General features: G+C 37.0%; 14 protein-coding genes. 6 read left to right on the top strand and 8 right to left on the bottom strand.

The annotated features are described in order from the left end of the window. Positions 1-484 precede the first annotated feature (484 nt). Both RI196_RS07185 and RI196_RS07180 read right to left on the bottom strand, forming a co-directional pair. A complete protein-coding gene (locus tag RI196_RS07185; protein WP_311067159.1) occupies positions 485-1,348 on the bottom strand; it encodes an SAR2788 family putative toxin in 864 nt (287 codons plus the stop codon). Between the two features lie 18 nt (positions 1,349-1,366). Beyond that, positions 1,367-2,344, bottom strand: a complete 978-nt coding sequence (locus RI196_RS07180; RefSeq protein WP_311067158.1) for a S8 family serine peptidase — start codon at positions 2,342-2,344, stop codon at positions 1,367-1,369. A 1,560-nt stretch (positions 2,345-3,904) separates the two neighbouring features. On the opposite strand from RI196_RS07180, the gene RI196_RS18540 reads away from it, so the two are divergent. Next, complete coding sequence (locus RI196_RS18540) at positions 3,905-4,153, top strand: transposase (RefSeq protein WP_144598134.1); 249 nt, start codon at positions 3,905-3,907, stop codon at positions 4,151-4,153. Positions 4,154-4,350: 197 nt separating this feature from the next. On the opposite strand, the gene RI196_RS07175 is transcribed toward RI196_RS18540, so the two are convergent. Together RI196_RS07175 and RI196_RS07170 are read right to left on the bottom strand one after the other, a co-directional pair. Next, on the bottom strand, positions 4,351-4,590 hold the full coding sequence (locus RI196_RS07175; RefSeq protein WP_117016837.1) for a hypothetical protein: 240 nt from the start codon (positions 4,588-4,590) through the stop codon (positions 4,351-4,353). 47 nt (positions 4,591-4,637) lie between these two features. Further along, complete coding sequence (locus RI196_RS07170; RefSeq protein WP_153028131.1) at positions 4,638-5,855, bottom strand: EAL domain-containing protein; 1,218 nt, start codon at positions 5,853-5,855, stop codon at positions 4,638-4,640. 1,002 nt (positions 5,856-6,857) lie between these two features. On the opposite strand from RI196_RS07170, the gene RI196_RS07165 reads away from it, so the two are divergent. From RI196_RS07165 to RI196_RS07155, 3 genes are all read left to right on the top strand, one after another. Next, a complete protein-coding gene (locus RI196_RS07165; RefSeq protein ID WP_311066339.1) occupies positions 6,858-8,039 on the top strand; it encodes an IS701 family transposase in 1,182 nt (393 codons plus the stop codon). A 435-nt stretch (positions 8,040-8,474) separates the two neighbouring features. Further along, positions 8,475-9,332: a metallophosphoesterase gene (locus RI196_RS07160; protein ID WP_144598129.1), complete on the top strand. Its 858-nt coding sequence runs from the start codon at positions 8,475-8,477 to the stop codon at positions 9,330-9,332. A gap of 128 nt (positions 9,333-9,460) precedes the next feature. Then, a complete protein-coding gene (locus RI196_RS07155) occupies positions 9,461-10,732 on the top strand; it encodes a Mef(A)/Tet(V) family efflux MFS transporter (RefSeq protein ID WP_311067157.1) in 1,272 nt (423 codons plus the stop codon). Positions 10,733-11,235: 503 nt separating this feature from the next. Here RI196_RS07155 and RI196_RS07150 read toward each other — a convergent pair. Beyond that, on the bottom strand, positions 11,236-11,550 hold the full coding sequence (locus RI196_RS07150; RefSeq protein WP_063389325.1) for an ArsR/SmtB family transcription factor: 315 nt from the start codon (positions 11,548-11,550) through the stop codon (positions 11,236-11,238). Positions 11,551-11,690: 140 nt separating this feature from the next. Between RI196_RS07150 and RI196_RS07145 the strand changes: the two genes are divergently transcribed. After that, positions 11,691-12,167, top strand: coding sequence for a YkyB family protein (locus RI196_RS07145; protein ID WP_066247978.1), 477 nt, complete (start codon positions 11,691-11,693; stop codon positions 12,165-12,167). A gap of 14 nt (positions 12,168-12,181) precedes the next feature. Here the strand turns inward: RI196_RS07145 and RI196_RS07140 are convergent, their stop codons facing one another. Beyond that, positions 12,182-13,123: a chemotaxis protein gene (locus RI196_RS07140; protein WP_063389327.1), complete on the bottom strand. Its 942-nt coding sequence runs from the start codon at positions 13,121-13,123 to the stop codon at positions 12,182-12,184. A gap of 341 nt (positions 13,124-13,464) precedes the next feature. On the opposite strand from RI196_RS07140, the gene RI196_RS07135 reads away from it, so the two are divergent. Continuing rightward, positions 13,465-13,836 (top strand): hypothetical protein, encoded by a 372-nt coding sequence (locus RI196_RS07135; RefSeq protein WP_063389454.1) that lies wholly within the window; start codon positions 13,465-13,467, stop codon positions 13,834-13,836. Between the two features lie 114 nt (positions 13,837-13,950). On the opposite strand, the gene RI196_RS07130 is transcribed toward RI196_RS07135, so the two are convergent. After that, complete coding sequence (locus RI196_RS07130; RefSeq protein WP_144598128.1) at positions 13,951-14,505, bottom strand: TIGR00725 family protein; 555 nt, start codon at positions 14,503-14,505, stop codon at positions 13,951-13,953. A gap of 351 nt (positions 14,506-14,856) precedes the next feature. After that, positions 14,857-15,825 (bottom strand): magnesium/cobalt transporter CorA, encoded by a 969-nt coding sequence (gene corA, locus RI196_RS07125; protein ID WP_186439280.1) that lies wholly within the window; start codon positions 15,823-15,825, stop codon positions 14,857-14,859. Between the last annotated feature and the right edge of the window lie 98 nt (positions 15,826-15,923).

Genomic DNA, 15,923 nt, shown 5'->3' with positions numbered 1-15,923 from the left:
CACCTAAAAGGATAACAAGTTCCTTAATCAAAAATCAAACGCTGACATTCTCTTTGAAGCGTACATCCACTCATGGACTTTTTAAAATTTTTTCTTGTAAATTATGATGTTGATTCTTTCTCCTTCTTCAATATCATTCCACATCTTAATGATTTGATGGTCACTTTCCGGATATAATTCTATATGATCATCTGACTTTTCTTTATTGTATTTAATTTAAGCTAGATGTTCATTTTTTTCCGCACTAGTGTAGATAGAGTTTAGTATTTTCTCATCTTCAATTACAAATACCTTCTAAATCTTCTTCCTATCTTAGATATTCGGGTCTAGTTTGAAGAACTCAGGAAGTGGAATTTCCTTTTCTTTATAAGCAGATAGAAAAGTTTCTTTTATTTCTTCTAAAGAATACTTTGTTGGTAACCCACTCTGTACAAAGTCTGGTATTGGCTATTCTGAGTCAAATATTAATCCCTCCTTGATTAACTTATTGAGGATTCCCATAGAATGCATGCACACTTGGAGATCTACCATAAGGGTGATAATGATAAAACTTTCCTTTTCGGTTACTATCTATTTCAGGCCCCACAGGTTTTAAACCATTTCTCACACCTCTGGCAACTTTTTTAGCAGCCGATTTAGATGTAGACCAAGTATCATGACCTTTGCCTTTTTTAGACCAATTAACGGCAGAAGCATATCCTACCCCATTACCTATATATAACTTACCGTTATAGATAGTGGCTTTAAAGTGCTCGAATTTTCTAGACTTCTTTGCCTTAGTAAATAAAATAAATGTTGTCCCTAATATTGTTATAGCAGCACCAATAGAAATCAAGTGGGATAATAGCCAACTGCCAATACCGATACCTATTGGAATGGCCGGTGCAAATGAAGCACTGACTTCTCCAAAATTATCAAGGGTATAAGTCTCTCCTGTTGTTAAATCTGTAAATTCAACTTTCAGCAGATTATTATCTTCGACTAAAATTTCTGCGGAGTATGTAGTATCTTCAATGATTGTATTTCCCTCAACGGTTTTTTCGTGAAGTAAAATGTTATCAGTACCTTGTTGAACTTCCAATTTAACCTCTGTTGATACTTCTTCCGTCACTTCAACGATTGTTTCAAAGGTAGTTGTATCTTCTTCATGAATAACTTTTATCTTTGCGTTCTCAAATAATTCTCCGTTAACTTCAATGTCTTCAGGTATATTTTTCACAATATTTTCTAAATTATCAGTAACTTGTCTAGGCTCTTCTGCAGACACAGGTGATATAGCAAAAGATAATACCAAGTTTAATATCATAAATAATATTAAAAGTTTGGAGAAATATCTAGTCTTTATCATTAATCCTAACCCCTTTACTTATTTTTTAAATTTCACAATTCCATTTCCATAAAATTTACTAACGTTTTCAGTTTGCGAAGGCAATACAGACATAGATTTCAAATCTGAATATACTTGAGTGAACTTTGTTTTATTATCAGGATAAGAATTTTGGGAAAGTAGATTAGCTACAACCCCTGTAACAAATGCTGTTGAAAATGAAGTTCCGCTATATAACACGTATTCTCCATTATTATCTATTGATTTAATATCCTCACCAGGTGCAACAAAGTCAACTTTTCCAGAAGCCCCAAATACAGATTTTTTTAAGTCCTCACCAATGGAACCAACAGAAATGACGGAATCATATTTTGCAGGGTAGTCAGCACTCAGACCGTATTTATTTCCGCTAGATGCAATAATAATAATTCCCTTTTTATTTGCTTCATTTACAGCCTTTTCTAATTTCGGATTAGACTCAGACGTTCCCACACTAATGTTAATAATATCAACATCTTGTTCTATAGCCCATTCCAATCCTTCAACAAGATTATCAACATTCCCATTTCCGTTTTTATCCAGAATTCTCACATCATATATTAAAGCTGTAGGAAAAATGCCACAAATACCTTTCTCTTTATTTTCACCTGCAATAATGGCTGCTACTGCTGTTCCGTGATTCAAAAAATCTTCATGATTTTCACTTTCAACCGTGTTGAAAGAATCTATAATTTTTCCTTGTAATTCTATGTGAGTTTGATTAATGCCGCTATCGAGGATAGCTATTGATACTTTTTTTTGATCCTTTTCTGCTGGAGAATGGCCATTCATGATTAATTCATATCCCCAATTACAACTTTTTTCATTATGTTGAGAGGGATTACCAGTAGAATTGGGTAAACTCAAAACTTCAGTGGAATTATTATGTACTTCTTCTTTGGAGCTATTTGAATTTAAAACACAACCGGTCAAGAGAAAGGCTAATAAAAAAATTAAAAAACATTTTTTTTTAGCCATATATACCCTCCTTTCAAGTTGTTTAGTATTCTACTTATCTTTCAACAATTCATTCTTTATAAAGCTGACGATATAAAAAATAATATAACCAGTGAATAATATGAAAGATATATTAATAAAACTTGGTAATTCTTCATGTCTAAATAAAACTATTAATCCCATTCCAAAAAAAGGGACGATCATATATCCATGGTAATTTTTCCACCATAAAGAAAATTTTTCCATAACAATCAAACCTTCCATTTTAAATTTTAATTTTCTTTAAATTCTCACGTTTTCTCTAAATTTTCCTAACATCTGATATTCTTTCAGATTCAGTGAAATGGTCGTGGAATCCACAATTTTCAATCCATTCACCTGACTGGAGGAGTTCGTGAACATCTGACGGATTTGATTCACTAAATCCAGAAAGATTTCTCCAGTCATTCGGGTTTTATTTGGCGATGTTTTCGGGAAAGTTGTGAAACATTAATAGAAGTCAATCCTAATTCTCGCTGAAAATCATCCAGTAACGCATCATCGGTGATGGCGCACAGTCCTTCTCGTTGTTAAAGTTGAGCATGTAAAAACAAAAGTAAATGCGATTTTATGGTTATTTTTTTCGTCTCTTCAATTATTTGTGTAAATTTGACAGAATTGAGAGGAGTGACCCATTTACCAAATGAAGAAAATATTGTATCCATGTCCATAGGATTCATCCTTTATATTGGATTTGGACAGGGGCCACCTGTACCATCCATTATAAAGGATTTTTTATGATTTTTTTCAATTCGGAATTTTCGAATTAAATTTATGCAACGCTAGTGATTTATTTTATTTTTGAGATTGATCATTCACAAATAAAGATATTTATATTAAATTACAATATTGTCATTTATTTATATATTATGTTTAAATTTACATATTTTCCAATTCTATTTTAATAACGAGTATAAAAAAATGTCAATTTAAACATATCAAAGAAAGAGAACGAAACAGGAGAGAACCCCCTTCATGAGCAAAAGGTTCTTATGGATCGTGTACTTTCCGAGTATGGAGTCCCTTACGATCCAAAAATGGAAATTGGTAGTGGTGATAAAATTTCTACCCGTCCAGTATTCCAAGTGATGTTAGTCCAGATTATAGACACAACGAATAGAGAAATGTACAGTAAATCTATCAATCATAGGGAGTGTCTATAATGGCTAGACGTTTTGATAAAGAATTCAAAATACATGCAGTAATGTGCAAATCAGGACAGAGAATCAGTTTATCTTGTTTTATCCCATTCATCATCAACTACCAACCGATACGCGTTGCTTTATCTCACATTTGGAGAAGCTAGCGTCCACTTCATTACCGATGCCCCAAACAGTTATTGCGGATGCAGGATATGGTAGTGAAGAAAACTATGTATATGCAGTTGGTGATGAGAAAGAGCCCCGGTTTGAATTTCTGATTCCTTATGAAAGAACAAACACGTACATACAAAAAAGACATTAAAAATGCCAAAAACGAGGCCTATTGTGAAGAGGATGATTGTTTTATCTGCCCAAATGGAAGAAAAGTGACATTTAAAAAATATCAAAACAAAAGAATCAGTCTGGTTATGAACAAAGCTTCAAAATATACGAATGTGAAGATTGCACCGATTGCCCATTAAAAGCAAAGTGCACAAAAGTAAAAGGCAACCGACAAGCTCAATGGAATACGATTTTCGAAGAAATGAAAGCAAAGGCCAAAGCAGTCCTTGAATGTGAAGAGAAAGCGATCTACGCTCGGAGCAAAGTCGAAGCAGAAAGTGCGTTCGGTCACATCAAGGGCAATTGATCTTTCCACAGATATTTTTTGGGGGCTCGACAAAGTACATGTCGAGTTTGGGATTGCGCTTTAGCCCACAACATACTAAAAGTAGACGGCATCCGCCAGCTACTTTCAGATAAAATCGAAAAAATATAAAAGCAAGTGGAGAGAAACGCATTGTTTTTCTCCACTTGCTTCATTTTAGGGACTTATCGGACTGCCCCCTACCAAGTAGTTGAAAAGCTAATATAAAAAATATAAAAAAGCGCGAATGCAATCAGCACGATATAAGCAATAAAAATCGGATTTCGAATATACGGGCGCTTTTCAACTTTTTCGCTTACTTCTGTATCATACTCGCTTTGCCTTTTTTCCATCTGGCTGCCCACTTGTAACGTATAAAACAGGCCGACAAGCAAAACTAACAAAAAAACACCGCCGATGATCAAATTAGTAAATTGCATAAAAACCCCCCTTTTTCTCTATTATTTGAGAAAAAAGGGGGGTTTATTCAAAGGAGACCGTCTTGTTCATATAAATAAGAATATGGAATATCGATAAACAAATAATGATCGTCATCAAGCGGATAGGAAAACGTGCGGATCGTCTCCCCTGTTTCGATATCACTATACAAATCACTTAAAAACCCTTTTTTGTTGACGCGCATGCGAATAATATTTTCTAAAAAGTACGGGCGCCAGCTCCAATTTTTCATATAATATTCTTTTTGAAAAATCCATCGGTCTTCTTTTCGGAAAATATTTCCTGACTTTTGAAACCCGTTTTCATCACAAATATAAATACGAAAGCTCATGTCGCCAAGCTCTTCTGCTAAATGGGTAATTAATTCGTCAAATTGGCTGATAGCTTTTTTATATTTGTTCACTAGTTGTGACACCCGCTGATGAAACTGGTCGGAATATGAATAAAGTGTTTCAAGCTTTTTCTTTTCAAATTGAATGAAATGGTTGAATTCCTGCTGCAGTCTTTCTTTTAGAACACATCGATCAATAAATTCTCTTTCCGGATAATGAAGATAATATCCTTGATAATATCTTCCGCCATTTTTCCACGCATATTGCAATTGAAAGTTTGCCTCGATGTCTTCATATAAAAGCGTCGCACCGATTTTGCGCGCAAGTAGTGAAATCGAAAATAAAACATCGAAATACGATTGGCTGGGTGAAGCTAATTTTAATGGCTGCAAATCGATTTTCAAAATATCAGGAGATAATAACCCAATGCGGTCCAAATTGCTCGATTCTTTCCCAATATTGTCAATCGCAATTTTGATTCCGTAAGTCCGGTAATAAGTGAGCAAATGATGGAGCTGTTCGATATCTCCTAAATAATTGTGTTCCGTAATTTCCAGAACAATCCGGTTTAAATCAAGTCCTTTCTCTTTTTCTTCCAGCAGCAAATTTAAAAAGCTTTCGCCGTGATCGATCATAAGCAGATTTGGATCCCTGTTTATAAAAATGAGAAGATCATCATCCAGTTCTTTCATTTCCTCCAATGCTTTTTTGACGACTGTATCATCTACTTCCATTCGGTATTCTTCAGGGATCGAATCATCATGGAAAAAAAAGCCTAAGCTTTTGTATTCCCCTTCCATATGAATTCTGCCTAAAATTTCGTAGCCAATCACCTTTTGTTCATCTGCGCTAAAAATCGCCTGATAATAAGGCACAATTTTTTCGGTATTGGTTATGACATCTAGTGGGTCCATGGGCATCTCCCCGCTTCTTGTACTCTCATATGATACATGATTATAGCATTATTTGGAACATTAGAAAATGTTGAAGAACCGTTTTTGCGCATTTGCTACATTCCCATTTTTACATAATTGGAATGAGGCCCATCCTGGATGCAACGGTTGGCCTCTCAATTGATTTTATGTTTTGCGCCCGCTTCCACAATCAACAAAGTAGTTTGTTTTTTCAATGACCATACAAGCAGAAAACCGAGCAATAAAAGAACAGAGAGCAGAAACATTCCGTTTGCAAATGAAAAATAGCCGAAAATCATCGGACCGAAGGAAAACAAAGTAATTTGAGTGTTCTGGCTAAAATACCGATAGAGATATACAGGAATGAACGAAAAACAATTAACGGCATTAATCTCAACAATTTACAATCTGTTTGAACGAGTTTCATCAAGGCTTCAGCACTGCTGCTCCGATCTACGACTTTGCAAATGAAGTGATTGCTTCCATAAGTATGACGGGTCCAGATAAAAATATTCATCAAAATGACTTTTTTCTACACGGAGAAAATCGTCTAAGCAGAAAATATATTCAAAAGGATGGAGTTTTTCTCTTGCTGATTCGAATAGGGGATTTTGAGGTGTCCTCTAAAATTATTTGAATTAGTTATTCAACATAAACGAATTTACTTTTTCTTTTTATCAATTTCAAAACTAGACTGTTGATTTTTATTGGTTTTAAATGAATCAGTATCATCATTTCATTAATAATCATTGACTAATTATTATTTTTTTCCATATCTTTTCATTCAATAGGTTTTATGAAGATATTTGTCATTACTAATACCTTCTCTTTGCAAATTTTTTATTTTATTTTTTGCTTATCTTTCAAATTTCTGTTATTAACTGTAGATGAGCAAAATCACTAACATAAATTTACATCGAAACAAAAAAGGAGACATGAACCCGATTCCTTGGTTAGAATAGATGTGCCAACAAACCATTCACACAAGGAGGTTCATGTCTCATGAATAGATTAGCACATCATCAAGGAATCCACAAGTTTTTCACGATGTTGGGGTTGGCACTTTATTTTTCAAAACCTGTCATGAAGCATCTCGTTCATATCGTGGATGCGATGATCACGAAAGGCTTTTCTGGAACGTTGACCGATCTTCATCATTGGAGCTTTCACCCCAATCATCGAACGACACTCAGCCATTTTTTCACGAAAAGCCCTTGGGATGAAGAGACGCTGCTTCGCAAACTCCAGCAATGGATGCTTCATCGTGTCGAACGGATCGCCAAACAGAAAAATCAACCCCTTTTTGTTTCGATCGATGATACGATTTGCCAAAAAATCAAGCCTTCGTCACGGGCAACGCACGCCATTCAAGGGTGTGATTGGCACTATTCTCACACAGAGAAAAAGTCGATCTGGGGACATTCTCTTGTTTGGCTCATGGTTCATACGATGACCCAAGCTTTTCCCTTTGCGTTCCGCCTCTACGACAAGGCGGCTGGGAAAAGCAAGGGGGAACTCGCGATCGAGATGCTTTCTTCTTTGGATGTACGCCGTCCCGTTTATGTGCTGATGGATTCGTGGTATCCATCGCAAGCGCTCGTGGAAGCCTGTCTGAAAAAAGGATTTCACGTCATCGCGATGCTCAAAACGAACCGGATTCTCTATCCGAAAGGCATCGCCATCCAAGCCAAACAGTTTGCCCGCTATATCGAACCGAACGACACCCATCTCGTCACGGTGGGAGAAGAGCGTTATCGCGTGTATCGCTACGAGGGATCGCTGAAAGGTCTCGATGATGCCGTTGTGTTGTTGGCTTGGAAAGCCGATCAGCCGATGACACCCGAACATCTTCACTGCGTCTTGAGCACCGACCGGGAGCTAAGCGATGAAGAGATCTTGCGCTACTATGCCCAGCGTTGGTCGATCGAATGCTTTTTTCGACAAGCGAAAGACCAGCTGAAGCTCGATGGGTACCGCGTTCGTCAACGTCGTGCGGTGAAACGGTATTGGATCTTGGTGCAACTCGCTTATGTGTACAGTATGGTCGAGTCCAACCGGGATTTCTCTACTGGGCTTGATCTTCTCCGAACGAAGAAAGGGCATAGTCTCGTCGAGTTCATTTACCATGCAGCGAAGCAAGATATTCCCATTGATGTTGTCAAAAAACAGCTCCATGTGGCATAAGGGGTACCCTGTTTGTCTCTTTTGGTATGGTAATTATTGTTATGAAAATTGCTCATCTACAGTTATTAATAAATCTTCTTGCATCATTTCCTCTTACAATAGGTTTTTCCCTTAAAGTGACACCATTTTAATCCTCCTTCCTTAATAGCAATTTTACTAGAAATTTAAATCATTACATAGCTGCCCTTTATGTTTTATGAAAATTACACCATTCATTTCTCAATTCCTAAAGACTTTCTCGCTCCAGCAGAAGAGTTAAACCTTTTTCATCATATTTTCCAAATGATTGTTTTAATGTTGTCCATAGATGATAACAAAATAGTTAATCAGAAAAAACGTGCATGTGAAGATTTGTCAAAAAACATTAAACAAGATGTTGAAAGTTTTATGTTATAATTTTTTCGATTGCTATAAAAACTGAAATGGTTGGTAAGAATGAATAAGTTGACAAGAAGACAATTTTTAAAGCATTTTTTCTGGACGGCTGCGTGCAGTTTATTCGCGAGCAGCGGTTTATACATCTACTCAAGATATATTGAACCGAGAAGACTAGAAATAAAAAAAATAAATGTTTCTCATCCAAAAATACCAAAAGGTTTTGATGGTTTGAAAATTGTTCAATTCAGCGACACACATCTAAATAACGACTTTACAATTGCAAATCTGGAACGGATCGTCAATCAAATCAATCGTCTAAACCCGGATATAATTGTTTTTACTGGTGATTTAATCGATGAGCCGAACAGTTATCCCGCTGTGCATCAGATTGCCCCGATTTTAAAACGCCTCCGTGCCGACTTCGGAAAATTTGCAATTTATGGAAATCACGATCACGGCGGATACGGCACTGATGTTTATCGCAATATATTACAAAATGCAGAGTTTCATTTACTGCAAAATGAAAAAAAAGAGATACAGCTGATTGACGGAAGCAAATTGATTGTCGCCGGCCTTGATGATGTCATGCTTGGAAGACCTGATTTTCATCAAACAATGGGCAATATTGACAAAAACTATTTTACTATTCTTTTAGTCCATGAACCTGATACAGTGCTTCAGGCTAAAAATTACAATGTTGATCTCCAATTATCTGGACACAGCCATGGAGGACAAGTAAAAATCCCTTTTATAGGTCCGCTTTACACGCCTCCTTATGCAAAATCCTTTTCGGAGGGCTTTTATACTGTTGATCATACGAAGCTTTATGTCAATCGCGGGTTGGGCACAACTAGACTGCCCTTTCGTTTTTTGGCAGTTCCAGAAATCACCTTGTTTACATTATATTCCAAATAATCCTCTCTTTTAACCGGCTTAAAAGTACTTGGCTTTCATTTCTCTAACCAAAATATGAAAAAAAGATGTTCATATTGAATTAGGTAAATTATAATAGCTACTGTAAGTGTCAGTTAAGGGGAGTCGCAATGGATATTTTTAAAAACCGCAATTTTGTCAAATTGTTTTTTGCAGCGCTTGCTTCACAAATGGGTTCAACAGTTGGCAATATGGCGTTTGCTTTTTATTTGTTGGAGCATTTTAGCAGCAAACCTTATTACGCAACTATTGCTGAGCTGATGTATTCTTTGCCGACTGTATTTGTTTTTGTCATTGTCGGTGTAGTAGCAGACCGCTTCGATCGAAAAAAGGTGGCAGAGAACTGCGACTGGATTCGTGCAATTATGACTGCATGTTTGTTTTTCGCCTTATTTACAAATTCGATTCCGCTCATTTTTTTCATCTTGTTTTTGCGGAGTGCTGTCACGAAATTTTTTTATCCAGCCGAATCCAGTTTAGTACAAGCTATTTTGCGAAAAGATCAATATGCGCAAGCTTCAGGTTTGAATCAAGTACTTTTCAGCATTTTTTTAGTGTTTGGTGTCGGATTAGGGGCATTGGCTTATCGAACAGTTGGAATTCATGGGGCCGTATTGGTTGATTTAATAAGCTTCGTTCTTTCCGCCTTGCTCATTCGCTCGTGTAAAATCCCTAAATCAGCAAGGCTACCAAACGGTCGAGTGTCATGGAAAGGTTTACATATATCATCCGCTGTTTCCGACTTTTTGGAAGGTATTCGGTACATTTTACATAATCGGCTTTTATCGCTCATTATTTTTGGTTTTTTCATTTTCGGCTTTGTTCAAGGAAGTTTTGCCGTTCTTCCGTTATTTACAATGAAATATGAGCTGGCACCGAATTCTTATGAAATGTATTCATCTTTATTTGCCATTTTTCTCGGTGCGGGTCTTTTAGTCGGCAGTACAGTTTCAACATTTTTTGCTAAAAAAATAAAACCGTTTCCAATGTTTGTTACACCGATATTTTTGACAAGCATTTTTGTTTTTCTCCTTGGTTTTGTGGATGAAGTAGAATTTTACTTGTCGATTATTTTTTTGATCGGCATGTGCATCGGTCCTGTGAACGTAGCAATTGGCGGTTGGATTCCGAATATCGTTCATCCAAAGCTAATGGGACGTGTCAGCGGATGGATCGACCCGTTAATGATGTTTGCGCAGTCTGCTACGCTTTTATGTATTGCACTATTGTTTCCAAACATCATTCGAAACATCGATTTACTTTATTACGGTATGGCTCTTATCATTCTTTTCGTCTTTTTCTTTTATATGATCTTGATGCCGAAATATTTAAACGAAAAACGGCATCGGCTAGGTAAAAACACAATCAAATCGGTTTTATAACAAAAATGTGTTTGACAGTCAGACTTATACTCCCAATCATGTGGATCATAGTGGATGAGAATTCACCCTACAACCGCATTGATTGGGAGTTTTTTTGTGATATTCGTTTGAAGGAAAGTGATAATAATAAACTTTACCGAAAAAATTCATCATTAGTTTTGCTTCTACCCTCAAGAAAACTTCTACTAAACGTATAACAAGCAAAAAAGGGGGTTCTAATAAGTCGTTTTTACGGCTTATTGACACCCCCATTAATGTTTTAGAAACGTTGATATATCGGTGTTTATGATTTTTTGTTTTCAATGGCGATTTGACTTTCTGGACACCCCCTCCCTATCATGCTCCGAAAGAAATTCGAATCTTTTACAGAATGTGAAATAAATAAATAAATGAATGAAATCAGCCCCGCTGCCAATAAATTATAAAAGATGACCCCGGCTCCATACCGAGATCATCTCTTAACCGTTTAGTCCCCTGATCAAACTGCCCACTCGACGCCCATTTTAATTATGCCGAGCATGGTCAATGGTTTGCTCTAGTATTTTTTTTACATGCTCATCATCATGTGAATAGTAAACGGTCGTTCCTTCCCTTCTAAATTTGACTAAACGCAAATTTTTTAGAAACCTCAATTGATGGGACACGGTTGATTGCAAAAGCTCAAGCTCGGCAGCTATTTCATTCACAGAACATTCTTGTTTTTCCGCTAGTAAATGTAAAATCCGAATTCTAGTCGGATCCGATAACGCTTTAAACGTTTGCGACACGATAAAAAGCGTTTCTTCGTCTATATCTAGAAATTCCTCTTTTCCGCTCATGACCCACCCTGCTTTCTAAAATATTTCATAATAACTATTATAGGCATAATTAATAGACTGTAAAAACTGGTTGCATTTTCTATTCATGAAAGTATAATGTAAATAAAGATTACGGAAAATAATGAAAAAGGAGAGACATCATGGACGATATCAGTCATTATAAGCTACGGGATGAGACGCCGGAAAATATAGCACGAGCCATCTATGTTGTCAATCGGCATGCAAAAACAGCGCCAAATCCTAAATATTTATATTATTTAAAAAAGAAGGCGCTGCAAAAACTGATCGCTGAAGGAAAAGCAACAAAGAAAGGACTGCATTATTCAAAAAATCCAAAATTAAGCAAACAGCAGTCAGATGTTCTGGTGTCGGCAGGAAATTATTATTTTCATATGCCTCCTACAAAAGAAGACTTCCAAAACCTTCCTCACTTAGGTTCCTTAAATAATTCATACCGAAACCCGAAAACAAATCTATCATTGTCAAAGGCAAAAAATTTATTGGAGTATTATATCGGTATGGATAAAGCGAATCGACCGCTTTCTTCTCCCAAACGGTTCCATCGTCATACATATCAAAAACCGGTGTTTAAACGATTAGGCGAACGGTATGATTGAGTAAAAAGAGAGGCTTATTCAGCCTCGTCTTTTAATTCATCATCTTCTTCATTTTTAAATAACAATTCATCGATTTGCTCAATTAAGTGATGGACCTCAGGTTTGCTAATTTGGGCATTTGCACCTACCTGTTGTCCTTTATGTTTTAAATCATTCGTAATCAATGAGGAAAAAATCACAACCGGAATATGATCCAGCTCTGGATTTTCCTTAATTCGCTTCGTCAAATGCAATCCGTCAAGCTGCGGCATTTCGATGTCCGTAATGACTAAATCAACACGCTCCTTAACCGGTTCGCCTTCATTTACAATATTCTCTAAATAGTCCAGTGCATCCTTGCCGTTTTCAAAAAACTCAATCTGTTGAAATCCCGCCTCCGTCAATGTGTCGTTCAACAATCTGCGCAACAGCGGGGAATCCTCGGCAACGACAATTTTTTTATCAGATCTGTCCCTCTTTTCCAGTTTTTTCGCTTTTTCCTGCTGGATTCCGGACTCAGGATTAATTTCAACAACGATTTTTTCAAAATCAAGCATTAAAATCATTTCGTCTCCCATTTTGACAACGCCGGTAATTTGAGTTTCCAATCCTTGATACATTTCAGAAGGCTTTTCAATTTGCGACCAAGACACACGGTGAATTTGGGTTACTTGATGGACGCGAAACACAACTTTTTGTTGGTTAAATTCCGTTACTATCAGCTTATCTTTTTCGCTGGGCTCGCAATTCGGATCGCCGATCGCCTTCGGTACGTTAACTACCGGGAGCACTTCTCCTCTTAATTCAATAATTCCTTCAACGTATGGATGGACGTGAGGCACGCTCGTTACAGGAAGAGGCTGAATGATTTCTTTTACTTTCATCACATTTATACCGAATTTATTCGAGCCGACGAGAAACTCTACAAATTCCAACTCGTTCGTACCGCTTTCAAGCAAAATTCCCTTTTCGTTCATATCTTTCTTCCTTCCGTCTAATATTTGCGAACGTTTCTTCTTCACTTTTTTATATCGGTTTTATTCTTTGTTCATTTAATACTTCTTTCGCTACAAATCGATGGGAAATAAGTCTGAACAGCGTTACTCACAAAACGTAAATGATACATTTTATTTCGACAAAGACGACTTGATTTCCTTTTTTTATAAAAAACTTTTATGTAGGTCAAACACCTTAAAAGTGAAGTTGCATATGTTATGGTGAACAACTGAAAAGTGAAAGGAGCATGAACGTGTATCCATTCTATCGACAAATCCTCCCGGGAGTTCAACAGCCAGAATTTTTTCCGGGATTTCCAGGGATGGGTGGAGGATTTCCTTCGTTTCCTCCTACGGGGACTGGTCCCGGTTTCCCTCCATTCGGCCCTCCTGGAATCGGCGGAAGTCCGAGTGACGGTTTTGGACAGCAGCAAGGACCGCCTTCAGGACCGCCTCCAAGTTTTATTCCTCAAGAATCACCCGGAGTCGGAACATTTGCAGTTGATCCCGGAGGCATTAGAAGATGTTTACATCGTTTTACATTTATCCGATTAACAAACGGCAGAAGCTTCTGGTATTTCCCTGTGTTTGTAGGACAAAGGTCCATTGCCGGGTGGCGCTGGAGACCTCGCCAAAATCGATGGGAATATTTCGGCATTGATTTAAACAGAATCTCTTCCTTCTCATGTTTTTAAGATGACACTCGGGGCAGTCTAATAAGTCGTTTTTGGCTTATGGACGCCCCTTTACTATTTTAGAAACGTTGATATATTGTTTTCAACCGATTGGACTTTTTAAACATCCGCATGCTAGTCACCTATTAAACCGGTATTTTTATCGGGATCAACAGGGTTGTAAATGGATTGAAAAGCAAGATCTACAGCTGATTTAGCCGTTTTAGCGAACTGAATTTCGACTGTTCTCCGCTCATCTAAATAACAGCCTTCAAAGGCGATTTGCTTCACGGTGTTCGACCATCCTCCTGAATTTTCAACGATGATGACACGTTTTTTGTTCATATATGCGGCAGACAATTCTCCAAGCGTTCCATTTCCTCCTCCAATCATAATGATGGCATCTGCGGAATGAACAAGCAAAACGCTTCTGTAATCAAAACCTAATCCAGTATTAATCGGAATATCAATAAATTCGTTTGCTGCCAGTTTGTCGTCTCCAGCCAAAATACCTACGACAAGGCCGTTTGCTTGTTTGGCCCCTCGTGAAACTGCCTCCATCACTCCGCTTCCGCCGCCTGTCAAAAGAACAGCTCCTCTTTTAGCAATTTCTGAACCGATTTCTTCAGCCAGGAGGCGGACATGTTCCGGAATCAAGCCGGATTGACCAATTACTGCAATTCTCTCCATCATAAGCCTCCATTTCAAATTTTTTGCTGTTTTATATTATAGAACGAAGCTTGTGAACAGCTTGTATTGCTGTCACTGTTTAGCCTTTTATAAAAAGAGTTCCTTTTGATTGTTTACCTTACAAAAGAATTTGAGGGGGCGCATACTGAATTTTTTCTTACTCTCGCCTTTGTTTTCCTTTTTATCTTCTATGTATGCTTGTCAAGTCTTTCAAAACCGCTGTATCGATAAATTGAAAGAGCAATTTTCCGCCTTTCATTGTTAAATTTTGCACTCTTCAAGTTTCTTTTTTATAATGTGCAAAAACTTACCCATCCTATTTTTTACGAAGCAGGCCGCATTTTTTGCCCGCTACAATTTTGGACCTTTATGAAACCGGAACCAACCCATTTTATAAAAAATATAAAGCATTCCTGTTCCGATGAGAGCCATGACTCCTAATACAATATAATAGCCATACTTCATTTTCAGCTCGGGCATATATTCAAAATTCATTCCATAAATTCCTGCGATAAACGTAAGAGGCATAAAAATAGACGAAATAACCGTCAATGTCATCATAATCGTATTCATCCGGTTTGAGTTGTAAGATAAATAGCTGTCCCTTATATCAGCCGCAAGCTCCCGATTTGCCTCCGTCATCTCGACAAGCTTGAGTAAATGGTCATAAACATCATAAAAATACAAATCTTCCTCCTTCATTTCGTTCAGCCTGTTGGACGAGATGATCCGGTACATCAAATCCCGCATCGGAATGATTGTTCTTCTTATTTTTGATAATTGAGACCTGATGGAAAAAAGCTCTTTCATTAACTCATTGATCGATTTGTTTTTATTGTTTTCCTCAATTTGATTTAATAAATCTTCCAAATGGTACACGGGCGGAAAAAAATCATCAACGAGCTTATCAGTCAATTGATGCATGATTTTCATAGGCCCTTTTTTTAAAGAATCGTCTTTTTTGATTCTCAGCCAAATGTTGTTTAGATCTCGAATGGCATTTTTGTGAAATGTGACGATTCCTTTTTCGTTTACAAATAAGTCAAGCTCTTCCGGTTCCAGCGTCTGTTGATGAATTCCGTGCAACACAACAAACATATAAGAGTCATAAAAATCTATTTTCGGCCGTTCAACATTTTCGACACAATCCTCAATGGACAAAGGATGAAAATGAAAAAATTTCCCTAGCAATCTAATTTCATTTTCCGTCGCCTTGTAAAAATCGACCCAGTACCAAAGAACTTCCTTTTTTCGAATCTCTTTTAATGCCACATCATATTTAGCTTCCAAATCAGTTGTAATGACTAATGTTCGTATCATAGACATCACACTTTCTAAATTTTTTTGGACATAAATTTAGTTTACCAATAAAAGCTTGGGACAAACATGATAAAATATAAGACGACACTTATTAAAGC

The sequence above is a fragment of the Aeribacillus composti genome (assembly GCF_031760945.1).
GTDB lineage: Bacteria > Bacillota > Bacilli > Bacillales > Aeribacillaceae > Aeribacillus > Aeribacillus composti.
Note: the sequence above shows the minus strand (reverse complement) of the source record. Positions and strands in the feature narration are given on the sequence as shown.